Source organism: Paenisporosarcina sp. (assembly GCF_049671445.1).
Classification (GTDB): Bacteria; Bacillota; Bacilli; order Bacillales_A; family Planococcaceae; genus Paenisporosarcina.
This window is the reverse complement of record NZ_JBATUX010000083.1, coordinates 12,139-26,836: the sequence shown is the minus strand read 5'-3', so window position 1 is coordinate 26,836 and position 14,698 is coordinate 12,139. Positions and strand designations below refer to the sequence as shown.

Genomic DNA, 14,698 nt, shown 5'->3' with positions numbered 1-14,698 from the left:
TGTTGGAAAATTTTCGTTGAGAATGTCTAGTAATTAGGCGAAAAGGAGGGAAAATTATGGCAAAACAAAAAATTCGTATACGTTTGAAAGCGTATGACCATCGAATTCTTGATCAGTCTGCTGAAAAAATTGTGGAAACTGCGAAACGTTCAGGTGCAAGTGTATCAGGTCCGATTCCACTTCCAACTGAGAAGTCTGTGTACACAATTCTTCGTGCGGTTCACAAGTACAAAGATTCTCGTGAACAATTCGAAATGCGTACGCATAAACGTCTGATCGATATCGTTAACCCAACACCACAAACTGTTGATGCGTTAATGAAGCTTGACTTACCATCTGGCGTTGACATTGAAATTAAACTTTAATGGTAAACGACAAATAGAAATGAACAAACAATTATTGTAGGAGGTGTGACAAATGACCAAAGGAATCTTAGGTAGAAAAATCGGTATGACGCAAGTATTTGCTGAGAACGGTGACTTAATCCCTGTAACTGTAATTGAAGCTTCTCCAAACATAGTGCTTCAAAAGAAATCAGTTGAAACAGATGGCTACGAATCAATCCAATTAGGTTTTGAAGATAAGCGTGAAAAGCTTTCTAACAAACCAGCAAAAGGACATGTAGCAAAAGCAAGCACTACTCCTAAGCGCTTCATCCGTGAATTCCGCGGCTTGAATATTGCTGAGTACGAAGTTGGTCAAGAAGTCAAGGTTGAAAGTTTCACAGAAGGCGATATTGTAGACGTTTCAGGCGTTACAAAAGGTAAAGGTTTCCAAGGTGTTATTAAACGCCACAACCAATCTCGTGGACCAATGGCCCACGGATCTCGTTACCACCGTCGTCCAGGTTCAATGGGGCCAGTTGCTCCGAACCGCGTGTTCAAACAAAAGAAATTACCTGGTCAAATGGGTGGCACTATGGTGACGATCCAAAACTTAGAAATCGTAAAAGTTGATGCTGATCGTAACTTGCTACTTGTTAAAGGTAATGTTCCTGGTTCTCGTAAAGCATTAGTAGTAGTTAAAACTGCTATCAAAGCTAACTAATTAAATAGAGGAAGGAGGAAACAGGAATGCCAAAGGTATCTTTACTTAACCAAACAGGTTCATCTGTTGGTGAAATCGAATTAAACGATGCGGTTTTCGGAATCGCTCCAAACAATAATGTATTATTTGATGCAGTAATCTCTCAACGAGCTTCACTACGTCAAGGTAATCATAAAGTTAAAAACCGTTCTGAAGTTGCTGGTGGTGGTCGCAAGCCATGGAAACAAAAAGGAACAGGTCGTGCTCGTCAAGGTTCGATTCGCTCTCCACAATGGCGTGGTGGTGGTGTTGTTTTCGGTCCAGTTCCACGTAGCTACAGCTACAAACTACCGAAAAAAGTTCGTCGTTTAGCTCTTCGTTCAGCTCTTTCTGCGAAAGTGTTGGAACAGAACTTCATCGTTCTTGAAAGCTTAATGTTCGATGCACCAAAAACAAAAGATTTCTTGAAAGTGTTGAAAGACCTTTCAATCGAGAAAAAAGCTTTGTTCGTTACAGCTGAACTTGATGAAAACGTAGCAAAATCTGCTCGTAACATCCCAGGAGTATCAGTAGTATCAGCAACAGGCATTAATGTTCTTGACTTGCTTGGACATGACAAAATTGTTGTGACAAAAGCTGCAGTAGAGAAAATCGAGGAGGTGCTAGGATAATGGAAGCACGTGATATTATTAAACGTCCGGTCATTACCGAGCGTTCTTCTGAAGTAATGGAAGAGAAAAAGTACACTTTCTTAGTGGACACTCGCGCCAACAAAACTCAAGTTAAACACGCAATCGAAGAAATCTTTGGAGTAGATGTTGAGAAAGTTAACATCATGAACTACAAAGGTAAATTCAAACGCGTTGGTAAATTTGGTGGATATACTAACAAACGCCGTAAAGCTATTGTTAAATTAACTGCTGAAAGTAAAGACATCGAATTATTCGAAGTTTAATCCATACAGGATACAAATTGAACTAACAAGAAGGAGGGAATAAACATGGCGATTAAAAAGTACAAACCTACCTCCAACGGTCGACGTAACATGACAACTTCGGATTTCGCTGAAATCACGACTAACAAGCCTGAGAAATCATTGCTTGAACCTGTCAAACGTAAAGGCGGCCGTAATAACCAAGGTAAGTTAACTGTTCGTCATCAAGGTGGCGGCCATAAGCGTCAATATCGTGTTATCGATTTCAAACGAAATAAAGATGGCATTCCAGGACGCGTTGCTACTATTGAGTACGATCCAAACCGCTCTGCAAACATTGCATTAATTAATTATGTTGATGGTGAAAAACGTTACATCCTAGCAGCAAAAGGATTAGAAGTTGGCATGATGATCATGTCGGGTCCAGAAGCTGATATTAAAGCGGGTAACGCATTACCATTACAAAACATTCCAATGGGTTCTACAATCCATAACATTGAAATGAAGCCAGGTAAAGGTGGACAATTAGTCCGTTCTGCTGGTACTTCTGCTCAAGTACTAGGTAAAGAAGACAAGTATGTAATTATTCGTCTTCAATCTGGTGAAGTTCGTATGATCTTAGGAACTTGCCGTGCAACAATTGGTCAAGTTGGTAATGAACAACACGAATTAATCAACATTGGTAAAGCAGGTCGTAATCGTTGGTTAGGTAAACGCCCAACTGTACGTGGATCTGTAATGAACCCGAACGACCATCCACACGGTGGTGGTGAAGGTAAATCTCCAATTGGACGTAAATCTCCAATGTCTCCATGGGGTAAACCAACTCTTGGTTACAAAACTCGTAAAAAGAAAAACAAGTCAGACAAATTTATCGTTCGTCGTAGTAGCGCTAAAAAATAAAGTGATTCATCTGCGGTTCACACAAAGAGCCGTAGCGATATCACTGAGGGAGGTACCAAAATGGGCCGTAGCTTGAAAAAAGGACCTTTCGTTGATGACCATCTTATGAAGAAGGTTGATGCGCAAAAGGATTCCGAGAAAAAACAAGTAATCAAAACCTGGTCTCGCCGTTCAACAATATTCCCGACTTTTATCGGATTAACGATCGCAGTATATGATGGACGTAAACACGTTCCTGTATATGTGACTGAAGATATGGTAGGACATAAATTGGGCGAATTCGCACCTACACGTGCTTATAAAGGCCACGGTAATGACGATAAGAAAACAAGACGCTAATTGAGAGGAGGATATCCTAATGCAAGCTAAAGCTATTCTTAGAACAGTGCGTATTGCCCCTCGTAAAGTACGATTAGTCGTCGATTTAATCCGAGGCAAGCAAATCGGTGAAGCAGTTGCGATTTTGCGCCTTACACCAAAGGCCGCATCACCAGTAGTTGAAAAACTATTGAAATCTGCGGTTGCAAACGCTGAGCACAACTTAGATTTAGATATGAATAAACTAGTTATTTCTGAAGTATTTGTTGACGAAGGTCCAACATTGAAACGTTTCCGTCCACGTGCTATGGGGCGTGCAAGTGCGATCAACAAACGCACAAGCCACATTACTATCGTGGTATCTGAGAAGAAGGAGGGATAATTCGTGGGTCAAAAAGTACATCCAATAGGATTGCGTATAGGCATCATTCGTGATTGGGAATCAAAATGGTATGCAGAAAAAGACTATGCGACTTTCCTTCATGAAGATTTAAAAATTCGTGGTTACATTGAAACACGTTTGAAAGAAGCTTCAGTTTCTAAAGTAGAAATCGAGCGCGCTGCAAACCGTGTTAACGTAACTATTCACACTGCTAAACCAGGTATGGTTATTGGTAAAGGTGGTACGGAAGTGGAAGCACTACGTAAAAACCTTAATGCTACTACTGGCAAGCGTGTCCACATCAACATCGTGGAAATTAAACGTCCGGATCTAGATGCGAAATTAGTTGCTGAGAACATTGCTCGTCAATTAGAAAATCGTGTATCTTTCCGTCGTGCACAAAAACAATCATTACAACGTACTATGCGTTCTGGCGCTAAAGGTATTAAAACTCAAGTATCTGGACGTCTAGGCGGAGCTGATATTGCTCGTGCTGAGCATTACAGTGAAGGAACTGTACCACTTCATACTTTACGTGCTGACATTGATTATGCACATGCTGAAGCTGACACAACATATGGTAAGCTTGGTGTTAAAGTCTGGATCTATCGTGGTGAAGTCCTTCCAGTTAAGAAGAAATCTGTGGAAGGAGGCAAATAATATGTTAATGCCTAAACGCGTTAAATATCGTCGCGAACACCGTGGAAAAATGCGCGGAGAAGCAAAAGGCGGTAAAGAAGTAACTTTTGGTGAATTCGGCTTACAAGCTGTTGAAGCTAGCTGGATTACTAACCGTCAGATCGAAGCTTCTCGTATTGCGATGACACGTTACATGAAACGTGGCGGTAAAGTTTGGATTAAAATTTTCCCACATAAACCTTATACTAAAAAGCCTCTAGAAGTTCGAATGGGTTCTGGTAAAGGTTCACCTGAGGGATGGGTAGCAGTAGTTAAACCAGGAAAAGTAATGTTCGAAATTGCGGGTGTCTCTGAAGAGGTAGCACGTGAAGCACTTCGACTTGCAGCACATAAACTTCCTGTGAAATGTAAAATCATTAAACGTGAAGAAATTGGTGGTGAATCTAATGAAAGCTAATGAACTCCGTGACCTTACCACTGCAGAAATTGAACAAAAAGTGAAATCACTGAAAGAAGAGCTTTTTAACCTTCGCTTCCAATTGGCGACTGGTCAATTAGAAAACACAGCACGCATTAGCCAAGTTCGTAAAGCTATTGCGCGTATGAAAACTGTGATTCGTGAAAGAGAAATCAGTGCAAATAACTGATAAAGGAGGTTTTCGAGCATGACTGAGCGTAATCAACGCAAAGTATACACGGGCCGTGTTGTTTCTGACAAAATGGACAAAACTGTAACTGTTATGATTGAAACATATAAAAAGCATAAACTTTACGGTAAACGTGTTAAGTACTCTAAAAAGTTCAAGGCGCATGATGAGCTAAACGAAGCTAAATTAGGCGACGTAGTTCGTATCATGGAAACTCGTCCGTTGTCTGCTACAAAACGTTTCCGTCTTATGGAAGTTGTAGAAAAAGCGGTAATTATTTAAATAATAAAGTTCGGGACAGACCAAATTCCGAGAGGAGGTTACCTAAGTGATCCAACAAGAGAGTCGTATGAAAGTTGCTGACAACTCAGGTGCACGTGAAGTATTAACAATTAAAGTGCTTGGTGGTTCTGGTCGTAAAACTGCTAACATCGGCGATGTAGTCGTATGTACAGTTAAGAAAGCAACACCAGGTGGCGTTGTCAAGAAAGGTGACGTCGTAAAAGCCGTTATCGTTCGCACTAAAAGCGGTGTACGCCGTAAAGACGGAACTTATATCAAATTTGATGAAAACGCATGCGTTATTATCAAAGACGATAAAGGCCCGCGCGGAACTCGTATTTTCGGACCTGTTGCACGTGAATTACGTGACAATAGCTTCATGAAAATCGTATCTTTAGCTCCGGAAGTTCTTTAATCAACATGAAAGTGCTAAACAAGGAGGTGCGACAGAATGCATGTTAAAAAAGGCGATAAAGTTATGGTGATCTCAGGTAAAGAAAAAGGTAAAACAGGTACTATCATTGCTGCTTTTCCAAAGACTGACCGAGTTTTAGTTGAAGGTTTGAACTTAGTGAAAAAGCACATGAAACCTAACCAAGCAAATCCACAAGGTGGAATTGTAAGCCAAGAGGCATCAGTACACGTATCGAACGTTATGTTAATCGACCCTAAATCAGGCGAGCCGACTCGCGTAAGTTATAAAGTGGAAGATGGCAAAAAAGTTCGTGTTGCAAAAAAATCAGGCGAAACAATCGATAAATAAGTAAAAGAAGAAGGGAGGTACACACATGAACCGCCTAAAAGAAAAATTTCTTAAGGAAGTTTCTCCTGCTCTAATGAGCAAGTTTGAATACAAATCAGTTATGCAAGTGCCTCAAGTGAACAAAATCGTAATCAACATGGGTGTTGGTGACGCTGTTCAAAACACTAAAGCACTAGATGCAGCTGTTGAAGAATTAACAATCATCACAGGTCAAAAACCTGTTGTAACTAAAGCTAAGAAATCAATCGCTGGCTTCCGTCTTCGTGAAGGTATGCCAATCGGCTGTAAAGTAACATTACGCGGAGAGCGTATGTACGACTTCTTGGACAAATTAATTGCAATCTCACTTCCACGTGTTCGTGACTTCCGCGGTGTTTCTAAAAAAGCATTCGACGGTCGCGGTAACTACACATTAGGTGTTAAAGAACAATTAATCTTCCCAGAAATCGACTACGATAAAGTGTCTAAAGTACGCGGTATGGATATCGTAATTGTAACAACTGCGAACTCTGACGAAGAAGCTCGTGAGTTATTAACACAATTCGGAATGCCGTTCCAAAAGTAAACATAAGGGAGGCGTAAACGTGGCTAAAAAATCAATGATCGCTAAACAAAAGCGCACGCCAAAGCATAATGTACAAGCTTACACACGTTGTGAACGTTGCGGTCGTCCGCATTCGGTCTTACGTAAATTTAAACTTTGCCGTATTTGTTTCCGTGAGCTTGCTTACAAAGGACAAATTCCTGGCGTGAAAAAAGCCAGCTGGTAATCCCCTAAACTGGGAAGGAGGTTAATGTAATGACAATGACAGATCCGATTGCAGATATGCTTACACGTATTCGTAACGCGAACATGGTTCGCCACGAAAAGTTAGAGTTACCTGCATCAAACATGAAAAAAGAGATCGCTGAGATCCTTAAACGTGAAGGTTTTGTTCGTGACGTAGAATACGTTGAAGATAGCAAACAAGGTATCATTCGTATCTTCTTGAAATACGGTCAAAACAACGAACGCGTTATTACTGGTTTGAAACGTATTTCTAAACCTGGTCTTCGTGTGTATGCGAAGACAAATGAAGTACCAAGAGTATTAAATGGACTTGGAATTGCTTTAGTATCAACTTCTAATGGTCTATTAACTGATAAAGAAGCACGCGCTAAACAAGTTGGCGGCGAAATCGTAGCTTACGTTTGGTAAACAGCAACAATCGAATGGAGGTGCAATAAATGTCTCGTGTAGGTAAAAAACCAATTGAGGTTCCTGCTGACGTTACTGTAACAATTGGTAAAAACAATGATGTTACTGTAAAAGGTCCAAAAGGCGAGCTTACTCGTACTTTTAATGCAGATATTAAAATCGAAAAAGAAGAGAACGTTGTTACATTAACACGTCCTTCTGAATCAAAAGATCACCGTACGATTCACGGTACAACTCGTGCTTTGCTTGCAAACATGGTTGAAGGTGTTTCTAAAGGTTTCGAACGTAGTCTTGAACTAGTAGGTGTAGGTTACCGTGCTTCTTTACAAGGTGAAAAACTTGTATTGAACGTAGGTTTCTCTCATCCAGTAGAATTCACTCCTGAAGCTGGTTTAGTTGTAGAAGTTCCTACAAATACTAAAATCATCATTCGAGGAATTAACAAGGAACGCGTTGGTGCATTAGCATCAAATATTCGTCAAGTACGTCCACCAGAGCCGTATAAAGGTAAAGGTATTCGTTATGAAGGCGAAGTTGTTCGTCGTAAAGAAGGTAAAACAGGTAAATAATGCTGCCTAAGCATTAGAAAGGAGTGACCTCTGTGATTACGAAACAAGATAAAAATCAAGTTCGTAAAAAACGTCATGCACGTGTACGTTCTAAAATCACGGGTACAGCTGAACGTCCTCGTTTAAATGTATTCCGTTCTAATAAACACTTATATGCGCAATTAATCGACGATACTACTGGAGTAACACTTGTAAGTGCTTCTACTATGGAAAAAGATTTCGATGGTACTGGTAACTTAGAGTCTGCTAAAGTAATCGGCGAAACAATCGCTAAACGTGCTTCTGAAAATAACATTAAAGTTGTTGTTTTCGACCGTGGCGGTTACTTATATCATGGACGCGTAAAAGCTATAGCTGAAGCTGCTCGCGAAAATGGCCTAGAATTTTAATAAGAAGGAGGGACACATTTCATGCGTCACATTGATCCAAACAAACTTGAACTTGAAGAGCGCGTAGTTACAATTAACCGCGTAGCTAAAGTTGTAAAAGGTGGACGTCGTTTCCGCTTCACTGCATTGGTTGTTGTTGGTGACAAGAATGGCCACGTAGGATTCGGTACTGGTAAAGCACAAGAAGTACCAGATGCTATCCGTAAAGCAATTGAAGATGCGAAGAAAAACCTGATCGAAGTGCCTATGGTACGTGGTACTACTCCACATTTAATTATCGGTAACTTTGGCGCTGGTGAAATTTTAATTAAACCTGCTGCTCCTGGTACTGGCGTTATCGCTGGTGGTCCAGTTCGTGCTGTACTTGAGCTAGCTGGTATTACTGATATTCTTTCTAAATCTCTTGGTTCTAACACACCAATTAACATGGTTCGTGCTACAATCAACGGCTTAACTGGACTAAAACGTGCTGAGGACGTTGCTAAATTGCGCGGCAAATCAGTTAAAGAGTTATTAGGTTAAGGGAGGGAAATGACAATGGCAAAATTACAAGTTACCCTCACTAGAAGCGTAATTGGGACAAAACCTGGTCAACGCAAAACTGTAGAAGCTCTTGGTTTACGTAAAATGCATCAAACTGTTGAGCATGCTGACAATGTAGCCATCCGTGGGATGGTTGAAAAAGTAGCTCATTTAGTTTCTGTAAAGGAACTATAATTAGTATTTTAGAATAAGGAGGTGCCACCCATATGAAACTGCATGAGTTAAAACCAGCAGAAGGATCGCGTTCAAACCGTAAGCGTAAAGGTCGCGGGATTGGTTCTGGTAATGGTAAAACTGCAGGTAAAGGTCATAAAGGTCAAAACGCTCGTTCTGGCGGCGGTGTTCGTCCAGGATTTGAAGGCGGTCAAAACCCATTATTCAGACGTTTACCAAAACGTGGCTTTACGAATATTAATCGTAAAGTTTACGCTATTGTGAATCTTGATACACTTAACCGTTTCGAAGAGGGCACGGAGGTAACACCTGCATTGCTTATTGAAACAGGTTATGTGAGCAGCGAAAAAGCTGGAATTAAGATTCTTAGTAACGGAACTCTTGACAAAAAGCTTACTGTGAAAGCTCACAAATTCTCTGCTTCTGCTAAAGAAGCTATTGAAGCTGCGGGCGGACAAACAGAGGTGGTTTAATGTTTCAGACAATCTCCAACTTTATGCGCGTTAGAGATATAAGAAATAAAATCATCTTTACTTTGTTAATGTTAATCGTTTTCCGTATTGGAACATTTATTCCAGTACCAAACGTTGACGCACAAGTATTGCAAGCTACAGACCAGTTTAGTTTAATTGGTTTCTTAAATACATTTGGTGGCGGTGCCCTTGCTAACTTTTCGATTTTAGCAATGGGAATCATGCCGTACATCACAGCATCTATTATTGTACAGTTGTTACAAATGGATGTTGTACCGAAGTTTACGGAGTGGGCAAAACAAGGTGAAGTCGGAAGACGTAAACTTGCTCAGTTCACACGTTACTTCACAATTGTGTTAGCGTTCATCCAAGCGATGGCGATGTCATACGGATTTAACCGTATGTACAGTGGATCTTTAATAAAAGAAGATGGTTTCTCGACATATGTTGTTATAGCTATTGTGTTAACAGGTGGAACTGCGTTCCTACTTTGGTTATCTGAGCAGATCACTGCTAAAGGTGTTGGTAATGGTATTTCCATTATTATCTTTGCAGGTATCGTTGCTGCGATTCCGGGTGCTGCTAACCAAATCTATGCACAACAATTAGATGGAGCTGGTGATGATTTATTCATCCGTATTGGTATTATGGCACTTCTTGTTTTAGCGATAATTGCTGTTACTGTGGGAGTTATTTACGTTCAACAAGCGTTGCGTAAAATTCCAATTCAGTACGCAAAACGTGTGGCTGGTCGCGGTGCTACTGGCGGACAACAAACACACTTACCGTTAAAAGTGAATGCTGCGGGAGTAATCCCAGTAATCTTTGCGGTTGCGTTTATCATTACACCACAAACACTTTCTACTTTCTTTGGACAGAATAATGTAACGGATTTTATTCAGAACACATTTGATTATTCGAAACCCGTGGGCATGCTCATCTATGTTGCGTTAATCGTTGCATTTACGTATTTCTATGCGTTCATTCAAGTGAATCCTGAAAACGTTGCAGACAATCTGAAAAAACAAGGTGCTTATATTCCAGGAATTCGTCCAGGGAAAAACACACAAGATTATTTAACAACAGTCTTGTACCGTTTAACTTTCGTGGGTGCGATCTTCCTAGCACTAGTTGCAATCATGCCGATTTTGTTCATTAACTTCGCTGGTCTTCCAGCTTCTGCACAAATCGGAGGCACAAGCTTACTAATCGTTGTCGGTGTTGCACTGGAAACGATGAAACAGCTTGAAGCACAACTAGTGAAACGTCATTACAAAGGTTTCATGAAATAAAGTTTGGTTTTGAGGGACGTCTACGTTCCTTTTAACCTGCAAATTATGCAGGGGGCAAAACGTATGAATATCGTTTTAATGGGTTTGCCAGGTGCAGGTAAAGGCACTCAAGCAGATAAAATTGTTGAGAAGTACGCAATCCCTCATATTTCTACAGGCGACATGTTCCGAGCAGCTATAAAAGGTGGCACGGAGCTTGGCCTTAAAGCCAAATCGTTTATGGATGATGGTGCACTAGTACCTGATGAAGTAACGATCGGAATCGTTCGTGAAAGATTAAGCAAGTCTGATTGTGATAATGGATTTTTATTAGACGGCTTTCCACGTACAGTTCCTCAAGCGGCAGCACTTGATGCGCTATTGCTTGATTTGAACAAAAACGTTGAGCACGTATTAAATATTCAAGTTGAACAAGAAGAATTGATTAAGCGCCTAACGGGGCGCCGCATCTGTAAAGATTGCGGTACTGCGTATCATTTAGTCTTTAACCCACCTCAAAAAGATGGTGTTTGTGACAAAGATGGAGGCGAGCTTTACCAGCGCGCGGATGATAATCCGGAAACGGTGACTAACCGTCTGGAAGTAAATATGAAACAAACACAACCTCTACTCGACTATTATGGCGACAAAGGTGTGCTAACAAATATTAACGGTCAGCAAGACATTCATAAGGTATTTGCTGATTTAAATGCTCTTTTAGAGAGCAAACGCAGCTGAATCTAGCGGCACGCTTGTAAACGGAATTTTTTTTCGAGAGCTGCAAAAGCAAATTATGCCCGCTATACGAAAGAACGAAATAGTAAGTGTTACGTTTAAGAGGATCCCTTTGTCCTTTCGTGCATTTCTACTTCCGACAAGGTATAATGGGTTTCGTGGAAGCATCTGTGTAACGGATATGGTGGAACTCATCCAAGGCATTCCGAGCGTTCGTGTTTACATGAGGGAGACAGGTTCACCCCGGTCAGTCTACTCCGTAGGTTGCCAGAAGCGAAGCCTGACGAGTGTCTTTCGAACATCTCTCATGCAAAACAAACATATGTTGAAACGAAAAGGGTCCTTAAGGATTTGATTTGCGGAACATGCCGTTTGATTTGCTGATGAGACCTGATTTTTTATACAGAAGGGAGACAGGGTTGATGGCGAAAGACGATGTAATTGAAGTCGAAGGAACAGTTGTTGAGACTTTGCCCAACGCGATGTTTAAGGTAGAATTGGAAAATGGTCACACGATTCTTGCTCATGTATCGGGCAAAATCCGTATGCATTTTATCCGCATCCTACCTGGAGATAAAGTCACAATTGAACTTTCTCCTTACGATTTAACTCGCGGACGTATCACATACCGTTTTAAATAATCTTTTGCACTCCGGACCACTAAGGAGGTTGGGTTAGATGAAAGTGAGACCATCTGTGAAACCGATCTGCGAAAAATGTAAAGTTATTCGCCGACGCGGTAAAGTAATGGTAATCTGTGAAAATCCTAAACATAAACAAAAACAAGGCTAATTTGAAGGAGGTGCACGACACACATGGCTCGTATTGCTGGTGTTGACATTCCGCGCGATAAACGCGTTGTTATTTCATTAACATATATTTTCGGTATTGGTAAAACTACTGCACAAAAAGTTCTTGCAGTTGCAGGCGTTTCTGAAGAAGCACGCGTTCGTGATCTTACAGAAGACGAATTAAACAAAATTCGTGAATCAATCGGTGCTTTCAAGGTTGAAGGAGATCTTCGCCGTGAAGTATCATTAAATATCAAACGATTGATGGAAATCGGTTCATTCCGTGGTATCCGTCATCGTAGAGGTTTACCTGTTCGCGGTCAAAATACGAAGAACAATGCGCGTACGCGTAAAGGTCCTCGTAAAACTGTTGCTAACAAGAAAAAATAATACGTAAAGGAGGTTTCTTCCTAACATGGCACGTAAACAACAAACACGTAAGCGTCGTGTGAAAAAGAATATCGAATCTGGTATTGCTCACATCCGCTCTACATTTAATAACACAATTGTAACAATCACAGATATGCAAGGAAATGCAGTATCTTGGTCAAGTGCTGGTTCACTTGGTTTTAAAGGTTCTCGTAAATCGACACCATTTGCTGCGCAATTGGCTGCCGAAGCAGCTGCTAAGTCATCTGTTGAACATGGTTTGAAGACGTTAGAAGTAACGGTTAAAGGTCCTGGTGCAGGTCGTGAAGCTGCAATTCGTGCACTTCAAGCTGCAGGTCTTGATGTTACAGCTATTAAAGATGTAACTCCGGTTCCACATAACGGATGCCGACCACCAAAACGTCGTCGCGTGTAATAGGTGCGTCTCAATTAATTGATTGAGAACATCATTTCTTGTACAAACTGAGTTGTGCAATCACCGATAAGTCTAGTACCTATCGATTTCTGATGGAACGAACCTATACATTCGATGTTTTGAAGGAGGGTATATTTGAATGATCGAAATTGAAAAACCAAAGATTGAAACGGTTGAGATCAGCGAAGGTGCCAAATTTGGCAAGTTTGTTGTAGAACCGCTTGAGCGTGGATATGGAAACACATTAGGTAATTCCCTACGTCGTATTCTTTTGTCTTCTTTACCAGGGGCTGCAGTAACTTCTATTCAAATTGATGGCGTTCTTCACGAGTTCTCTACTATTGAGGGCGTAGTTGAAGATGTTGCTTCAGTTATTATGAATGTGAAGAAATTGGCTCTTAAAATCTACTCTGATGAAGAAAAAGTCATTGAGATTGATGTTAAAGGTGATGGACAGGTTACAGCCGCTGACATTACACATGACAGTGATGTAGAAATTTTAAATCCTGATCTCTATATTGCAACAATCGGTAAAAATGGTCATTTGCGTATGCGTATGTATGCACAACGCGGCCGCGGTTACACTCCTGCTGATCAAAACAAACGTGAGGATCTTCCTATCGGCGTGATCCCAATCGACTCTATTTATACTCCAGTTTCACGCGTCAATTTCCAAGTAGAGAATACTCGTGTTGGTCAAATGACTAACTTCGATAAACTTTCTCTTGATGTGTGGACAGATGGCAGCATCGGTCCGAAAGAGGCGATTTCGCTTGGAGCGAAAATTTTAACTGAGCATCTAAACATTTTTGTTGGGATGACTGATGAGGCACAAACTGCTGAAATCATGGTCGAAAAAGAAGAAGACCAAAAAGAAAAAGTGTTGGAGATGACAATCGAAGAGCTTGATCTTTCTGTTCGTTCTTATAACTGCTTAAAGCGCGCAGGTATCAATACGGTACTTGAGTTAGCTAATAAGTCAGAAGACGACATGATGAAAGTTCGTAACCTTGGACGTAAATCACTAGAAGAAGTTAGAGCGAAGTTAGATGAGCTTGGCTTAGGATTACGCAAAGAAGACTAAGCGACTTTTTTGATAAAGTAAGATTAATATTCAACAAAGGAGGTAAACATCTATGGGTTACAGAAAACTTGGTCGTACAAGTTCTCAACGTAAAGCGATGTTGCGTGACTTAACAACTGATTTGATCATCAACGAACGTATTCAAACTACTGAAGCTCGTGCTAAAGAAGTGCGTTCTGTTTGTGAAAAAATGATTACATTAGGTAAACGTGGAGATTTGCATGCACGTCGTCAAGCGGCAGCATATATTCGTCGTGAACTAGTAACTGCTACTGATGAAGAAGGCAATGAATCAACAATTTATGCTTTGCAAAAATTGTTTGATGATGTAGCACCACGCTACGCTGATCGTCAAGGCGGATATACACGTATTATGAAAATGGGACCTCGTCGTGGAGACGGAGCACCAGTAGTAATAATTGAATTGGTTTAATCAATAAAATTTGAAGAGGGTTCTAGGTTAGTAGCCGCCCTCTTTTTTTGAAAAAGATTTATACGACATAATGAAAAGCAGAGCGTTACAATGAGCGGACCTTTTGGTAGCGTCTCGTCTAGCTCTACGCACCTCATTCACGTAGACGGTCTGAGCAACCGGATACGATACAGATATAGAAGAGCGCATTTCTCTGAATGAGGTGCGCGCTTTTTTATTTTTATTAAAGCGATTTAACATATTGATTATTTGGAGACGAATAATAAAAGACATCAGTATACGCCTTTATTGGTGTATACTGTGTTTTTCTATTATCATTAAATAAAATAGTTTAGGTAG

General features: G+C 40.7%; 29 protein-coding genes. All 29 read left to right on the top strand.

The window, feature by feature from the left end:
• Window positions 1-56: 56 nt before the first annotated feature.
• The 29 genes from rpsJ to rplQ all read left to right on the top strand — a co-directional run bounded on the left by rpsJ (window position 57) and on the right by rplQ (window position 14,359).
• Window positions 57-365: a 30S ribosomal protein S10 gene (rpsJ, locus tag WBG45_RS10780; protein WP_004233624.1), complete on the top strand. Its 309-nt coding sequence runs from the start codon at window positions 57-59 to the stop codon at window positions 363-365.
• A 52-nt stretch (window positions 366-417) separates the two neighbouring features.
• The gene (gene rplC / locus WBG45_RS10775; RefSeq protein ID WP_024536504.1) at window positions 418-1,047 is read left to right on the top strand and encodes a 50S ribosomal protein L3; all 630 of its coding nucleotides are present in this window, start codon (window positions 418-420) and stop codon (window positions 1,045-1,047) included.
• 26 nt (window positions 1,048-1,073) lie between these two features.
• A complete protein-coding gene (rplD, locus tag WBG45_RS10770) occupies window positions 1,074-1,697 on the top strand; it encodes a 50S ribosomal protein L4 (RefSeq protein ID WP_024536505.1) in 624 nt (207 codons plus the stop codon).
• Window positions 1,697-1,981, top strand: coding sequence for a 50S ribosomal protein L23 (rplW, locus tag WBG45_RS10765; protein ID WP_017381518.1), 285 nt, complete (start codon window positions 1,697-1,699; stop codon window positions 1,979-1,981). The genes rplD and rplW overlap by 1 nt, the downstream gene beginning before the upstream one ends.
• Before the next feature lie 45 nt (window positions 1,982-2,026).
• On the top strand, window positions 2,027-2,863 hold the full coding sequence (gene rplB, locus WBG45_RS10760; protein WP_024536506.1) for a 50S ribosomal protein L2: 837 nt from the start codon (window positions 2,027-2,029) through the stop codon (window positions 2,861-2,863).
• 60 nt (window positions 2,864-2,923) lie between these two features.
• A complete protein-coding gene (gene rpsS, locus WBG45_RS10755) occupies window positions 2,924-3,202 on the top strand; it encodes a 30S ribosomal protein S19 (protein WP_016429886.1) in 279 nt (92 codons plus the stop codon).
• Between the two features lie 19 nt (window positions 3,203-3,221).
• A complete protein-coding gene (gene rplV, locus WBG45_RS10750) occupies window positions 3,222-3,563 on the top strand; it encodes a 50S ribosomal protein L22 (protein ID WP_024536507.1) in 342 nt (113 codons plus the stop codon).
• 3 nt (window positions 3,564-3,566) lie between these two features.
• Window positions 3,567-4,223: a 30S ribosomal protein S3 gene (gene rpsC / locus WBG45_RS10745; RefSeq protein WP_024536508.1), complete on the top strand. Its 657-nt coding sequence runs from the start codon at window positions 3,567-3,569 to the stop codon at window positions 4,221-4,223.
• Window position 4,224: 1 nt separating this feature from the next.
• The gene (gene rplP, locus WBG45_RS10740; protein WP_024536509.1) at window positions 4,225-4,659 is read left to right on the top strand and encodes a 50S ribosomal protein L16; all 435 of its coding nucleotides are present in this window, start codon (window positions 4,225-4,227) and stop codon (window positions 4,657-4,659) included.
• A complete protein-coding gene (gene rpmC, locus WBG45_RS10735; RefSeq protein WP_016429890.1) occupies window positions 4,649-4,849 on the top strand; it encodes a 50S ribosomal protein L29 in 201 nt (66 codons plus the stop codon). Before rplP ends, rpmC begins: the two co-directional genes overlap by 11 nt.
• Before the next feature lie 18 nt (window positions 4,850-4,867).
• Entirely contained in the window at window positions 4,868-5,131 is a 264-nt protein-coding gene (rpsQ, locus tag WBG45_RS10730; RefSeq protein WP_024536510.1) for a 30S ribosomal protein S17, read from the top strand.
• A 46-nt stretch (window positions 5,132-5,177) separates the two neighbouring features.
• Window positions 5,178-5,546: a 50S ribosomal protein L14 gene (gene rplN / locus WBG45_RS10725; RefSeq protein WP_024536511.1), complete on the top strand. Its 369-nt coding sequence runs from the start codon at window positions 5,178-5,180 to the stop codon at window positions 5,544-5,546.
• A 36-nt stretch (window positions 5,547-5,582) separates the two neighbouring features.
• Window positions 5,583-5,894: a 50S ribosomal protein L24 gene (rplX, locus tag WBG45_RS10720; protein WP_024536512.1), complete on the top strand. Its 312-nt coding sequence runs from the start codon at window positions 5,583-5,585 to the stop codon at window positions 5,892-5,894.
• 25 nt (window positions 5,895-5,919) lie between these two features.
• Window positions 5,920-6,459 (top strand): 50S ribosomal protein L5, encoded by a 540-nt coding sequence (gene rplE / locus WBG45_RS10715; RefSeq protein WP_024536513.1) that lies wholly within the window; start codon window positions 5,920-5,922, stop codon window positions 6,457-6,459.
• A gap of 19 nt (window positions 6,460-6,478) precedes the next feature.
• A complete protein-coding gene (locus WBG45_RS10710) occupies window positions 6,479-6,664 on the top strand; it encodes a type Z 30S ribosomal protein S14 (protein WP_016429895.1) in 186 nt (61 codons plus the stop codon).
• Between the two features lie 29 nt (window positions 6,665-6,693).
• Window positions 6,694-7,092, top strand: a complete 399-nt coding sequence (rpsH, locus tag WBG45_RS10705) for a 30S ribosomal protein S8 (RefSeq protein WP_377733157.1) — start codon at window positions 6,694-6,696, stop codon at window positions 7,090-7,092.
• Between the two features lie 29 nt (window positions 7,093-7,121).
• Complete coding sequence (gene rplF, locus WBG45_RS10700) at window positions 7,122-7,661, top strand: 50S ribosomal protein L6 (protein WP_024536514.1); 540 nt, start codon at window positions 7,122-7,124, stop codon at window positions 7,659-7,661.
• 32 nt (window positions 7,662-7,693) lie between these two features.
• Entirely contained in the window at window positions 7,694-8,050 is a 357-nt protein-coding gene (rplR, locus tag WBG45_RS10695; protein WP_024536515.1) for a 50S ribosomal protein L18, read from the top strand.
• 21 nt (window positions 8,051-8,071) lie between these two features.
• Window positions 8,072-8,572 carry a 30S ribosomal protein S5 gene (gene rpsE / locus WBG45_RS10690; RefSeq protein WP_024536516.1) on the top strand — a complete coding sequence of 167 codons (501 nt, stop codon included), beginning with the start codon at window positions 8,072-8,074 and terminating at the stop codon, window positions 8,570-8,572.
• A gap of 15 nt (window positions 8,573-8,587) precedes the next feature.
• The gene (rpmD, locus tag WBG45_RS10685; protein ID WP_108586014.1) at window positions 8,588-8,767 is read left to right on the top strand and encodes a 50S ribosomal protein L30; all 180 of its coding nucleotides are present in this window, start codon (window positions 8,588-8,590) and stop codon (window positions 8,765-8,767) included.
• A gap of 32 nt (window positions 8,768-8,799) precedes the next feature.
• Window positions 8,800-9,240, top strand: coding sequence for a 50S ribosomal protein L15 (gene rplO / locus WBG45_RS10680; protein WP_024536518.1), 441 nt, complete (start codon window positions 8,800-8,802; stop codon window positions 9,238-9,240).
• Complete coding sequence (gene secY / locus WBG45_RS10675) at window positions 9,240-10,532, top strand: preprotein translocase subunit SecY (RefSeq protein WP_024536519.1); 1,293 nt, start codon at window positions 9,240-9,242, stop codon at window positions 10,530-10,532. The genes rplO and secY overlap by 1 nt, the downstream gene beginning before the upstream one ends.
• Before the next feature lie 63 nt (window positions 10,533-10,595).
• Window positions 10,596-11,249, top strand: coding sequence for an adenylate kinase (locus WBG45_RS10670; protein WP_424414496.1), 654 nt, complete (start codon window positions 10,596-10,598; stop codon window positions 11,247-11,249).
• Between the two features lie 419 nt (window positions 11,250-11,668).
• A complete protein-coding gene (infA, locus tag WBG45_RS10665) occupies window positions 11,669-11,887 on the top strand; it encodes a translation initiation factor IF-1 (protein WP_016429904.1) in 219 nt (72 codons plus the stop codon).
• Between the two features lie 37 nt (window positions 11,888-11,924).
• Entirely contained in the window at window positions 11,925-12,038 is a 114-nt protein-coding gene (gene rpmJ, locus WBG45_RS10660) for a 50S ribosomal protein L36 (protein WP_000868344.1), read from the top strand.
• Between the two features lie 23 nt (window positions 12,039-12,061).
• On the top strand, window positions 12,062-12,427 hold the full coding sequence (rpsM, locus tag WBG45_RS10655) for a 30S ribosomal protein S13 (protein ID WP_024536521.1): 366 nt from the start codon (window positions 12,062-12,064) through the stop codon (window positions 12,425-12,427).
• A 25-nt stretch (window positions 12,428-12,452) separates the two neighbouring features.
• Window positions 12,453-12,842, top strand: coding sequence for a 30S ribosomal protein S11 (rpsK, locus tag WBG45_RS10650; protein WP_017381495.1), 390 nt, complete (start codon window positions 12,453-12,455; stop codon window positions 12,840-12,842).
• A 139-nt stretch (window positions 12,843-12,981) separates the two neighbouring features.
• Window positions 12,982-13,926, top strand: a complete 945-nt coding sequence (locus tag WBG45_RS10645; RefSeq protein ID WP_108586018.1) for a DNA-directed RNA polymerase subunit alpha — start codon at window positions 12,982-12,984, stop codon at window positions 13,924-13,926.
• 52 nt (window positions 13,927-13,978) lie between these two features.
• Window positions 13,979-14,359 (top strand): 50S ribosomal protein L17, encoded by a 381-nt coding sequence (gene rplQ / locus WBG45_RS10640; RefSeq protein ID WP_024536523.1) that lies wholly within the window; start codon window positions 13,979-13,981, stop codon window positions 14,357-14,359.
• The last annotated feature ends 339 nt before the right edge of the window (window positions 14,360-14,698 follow it).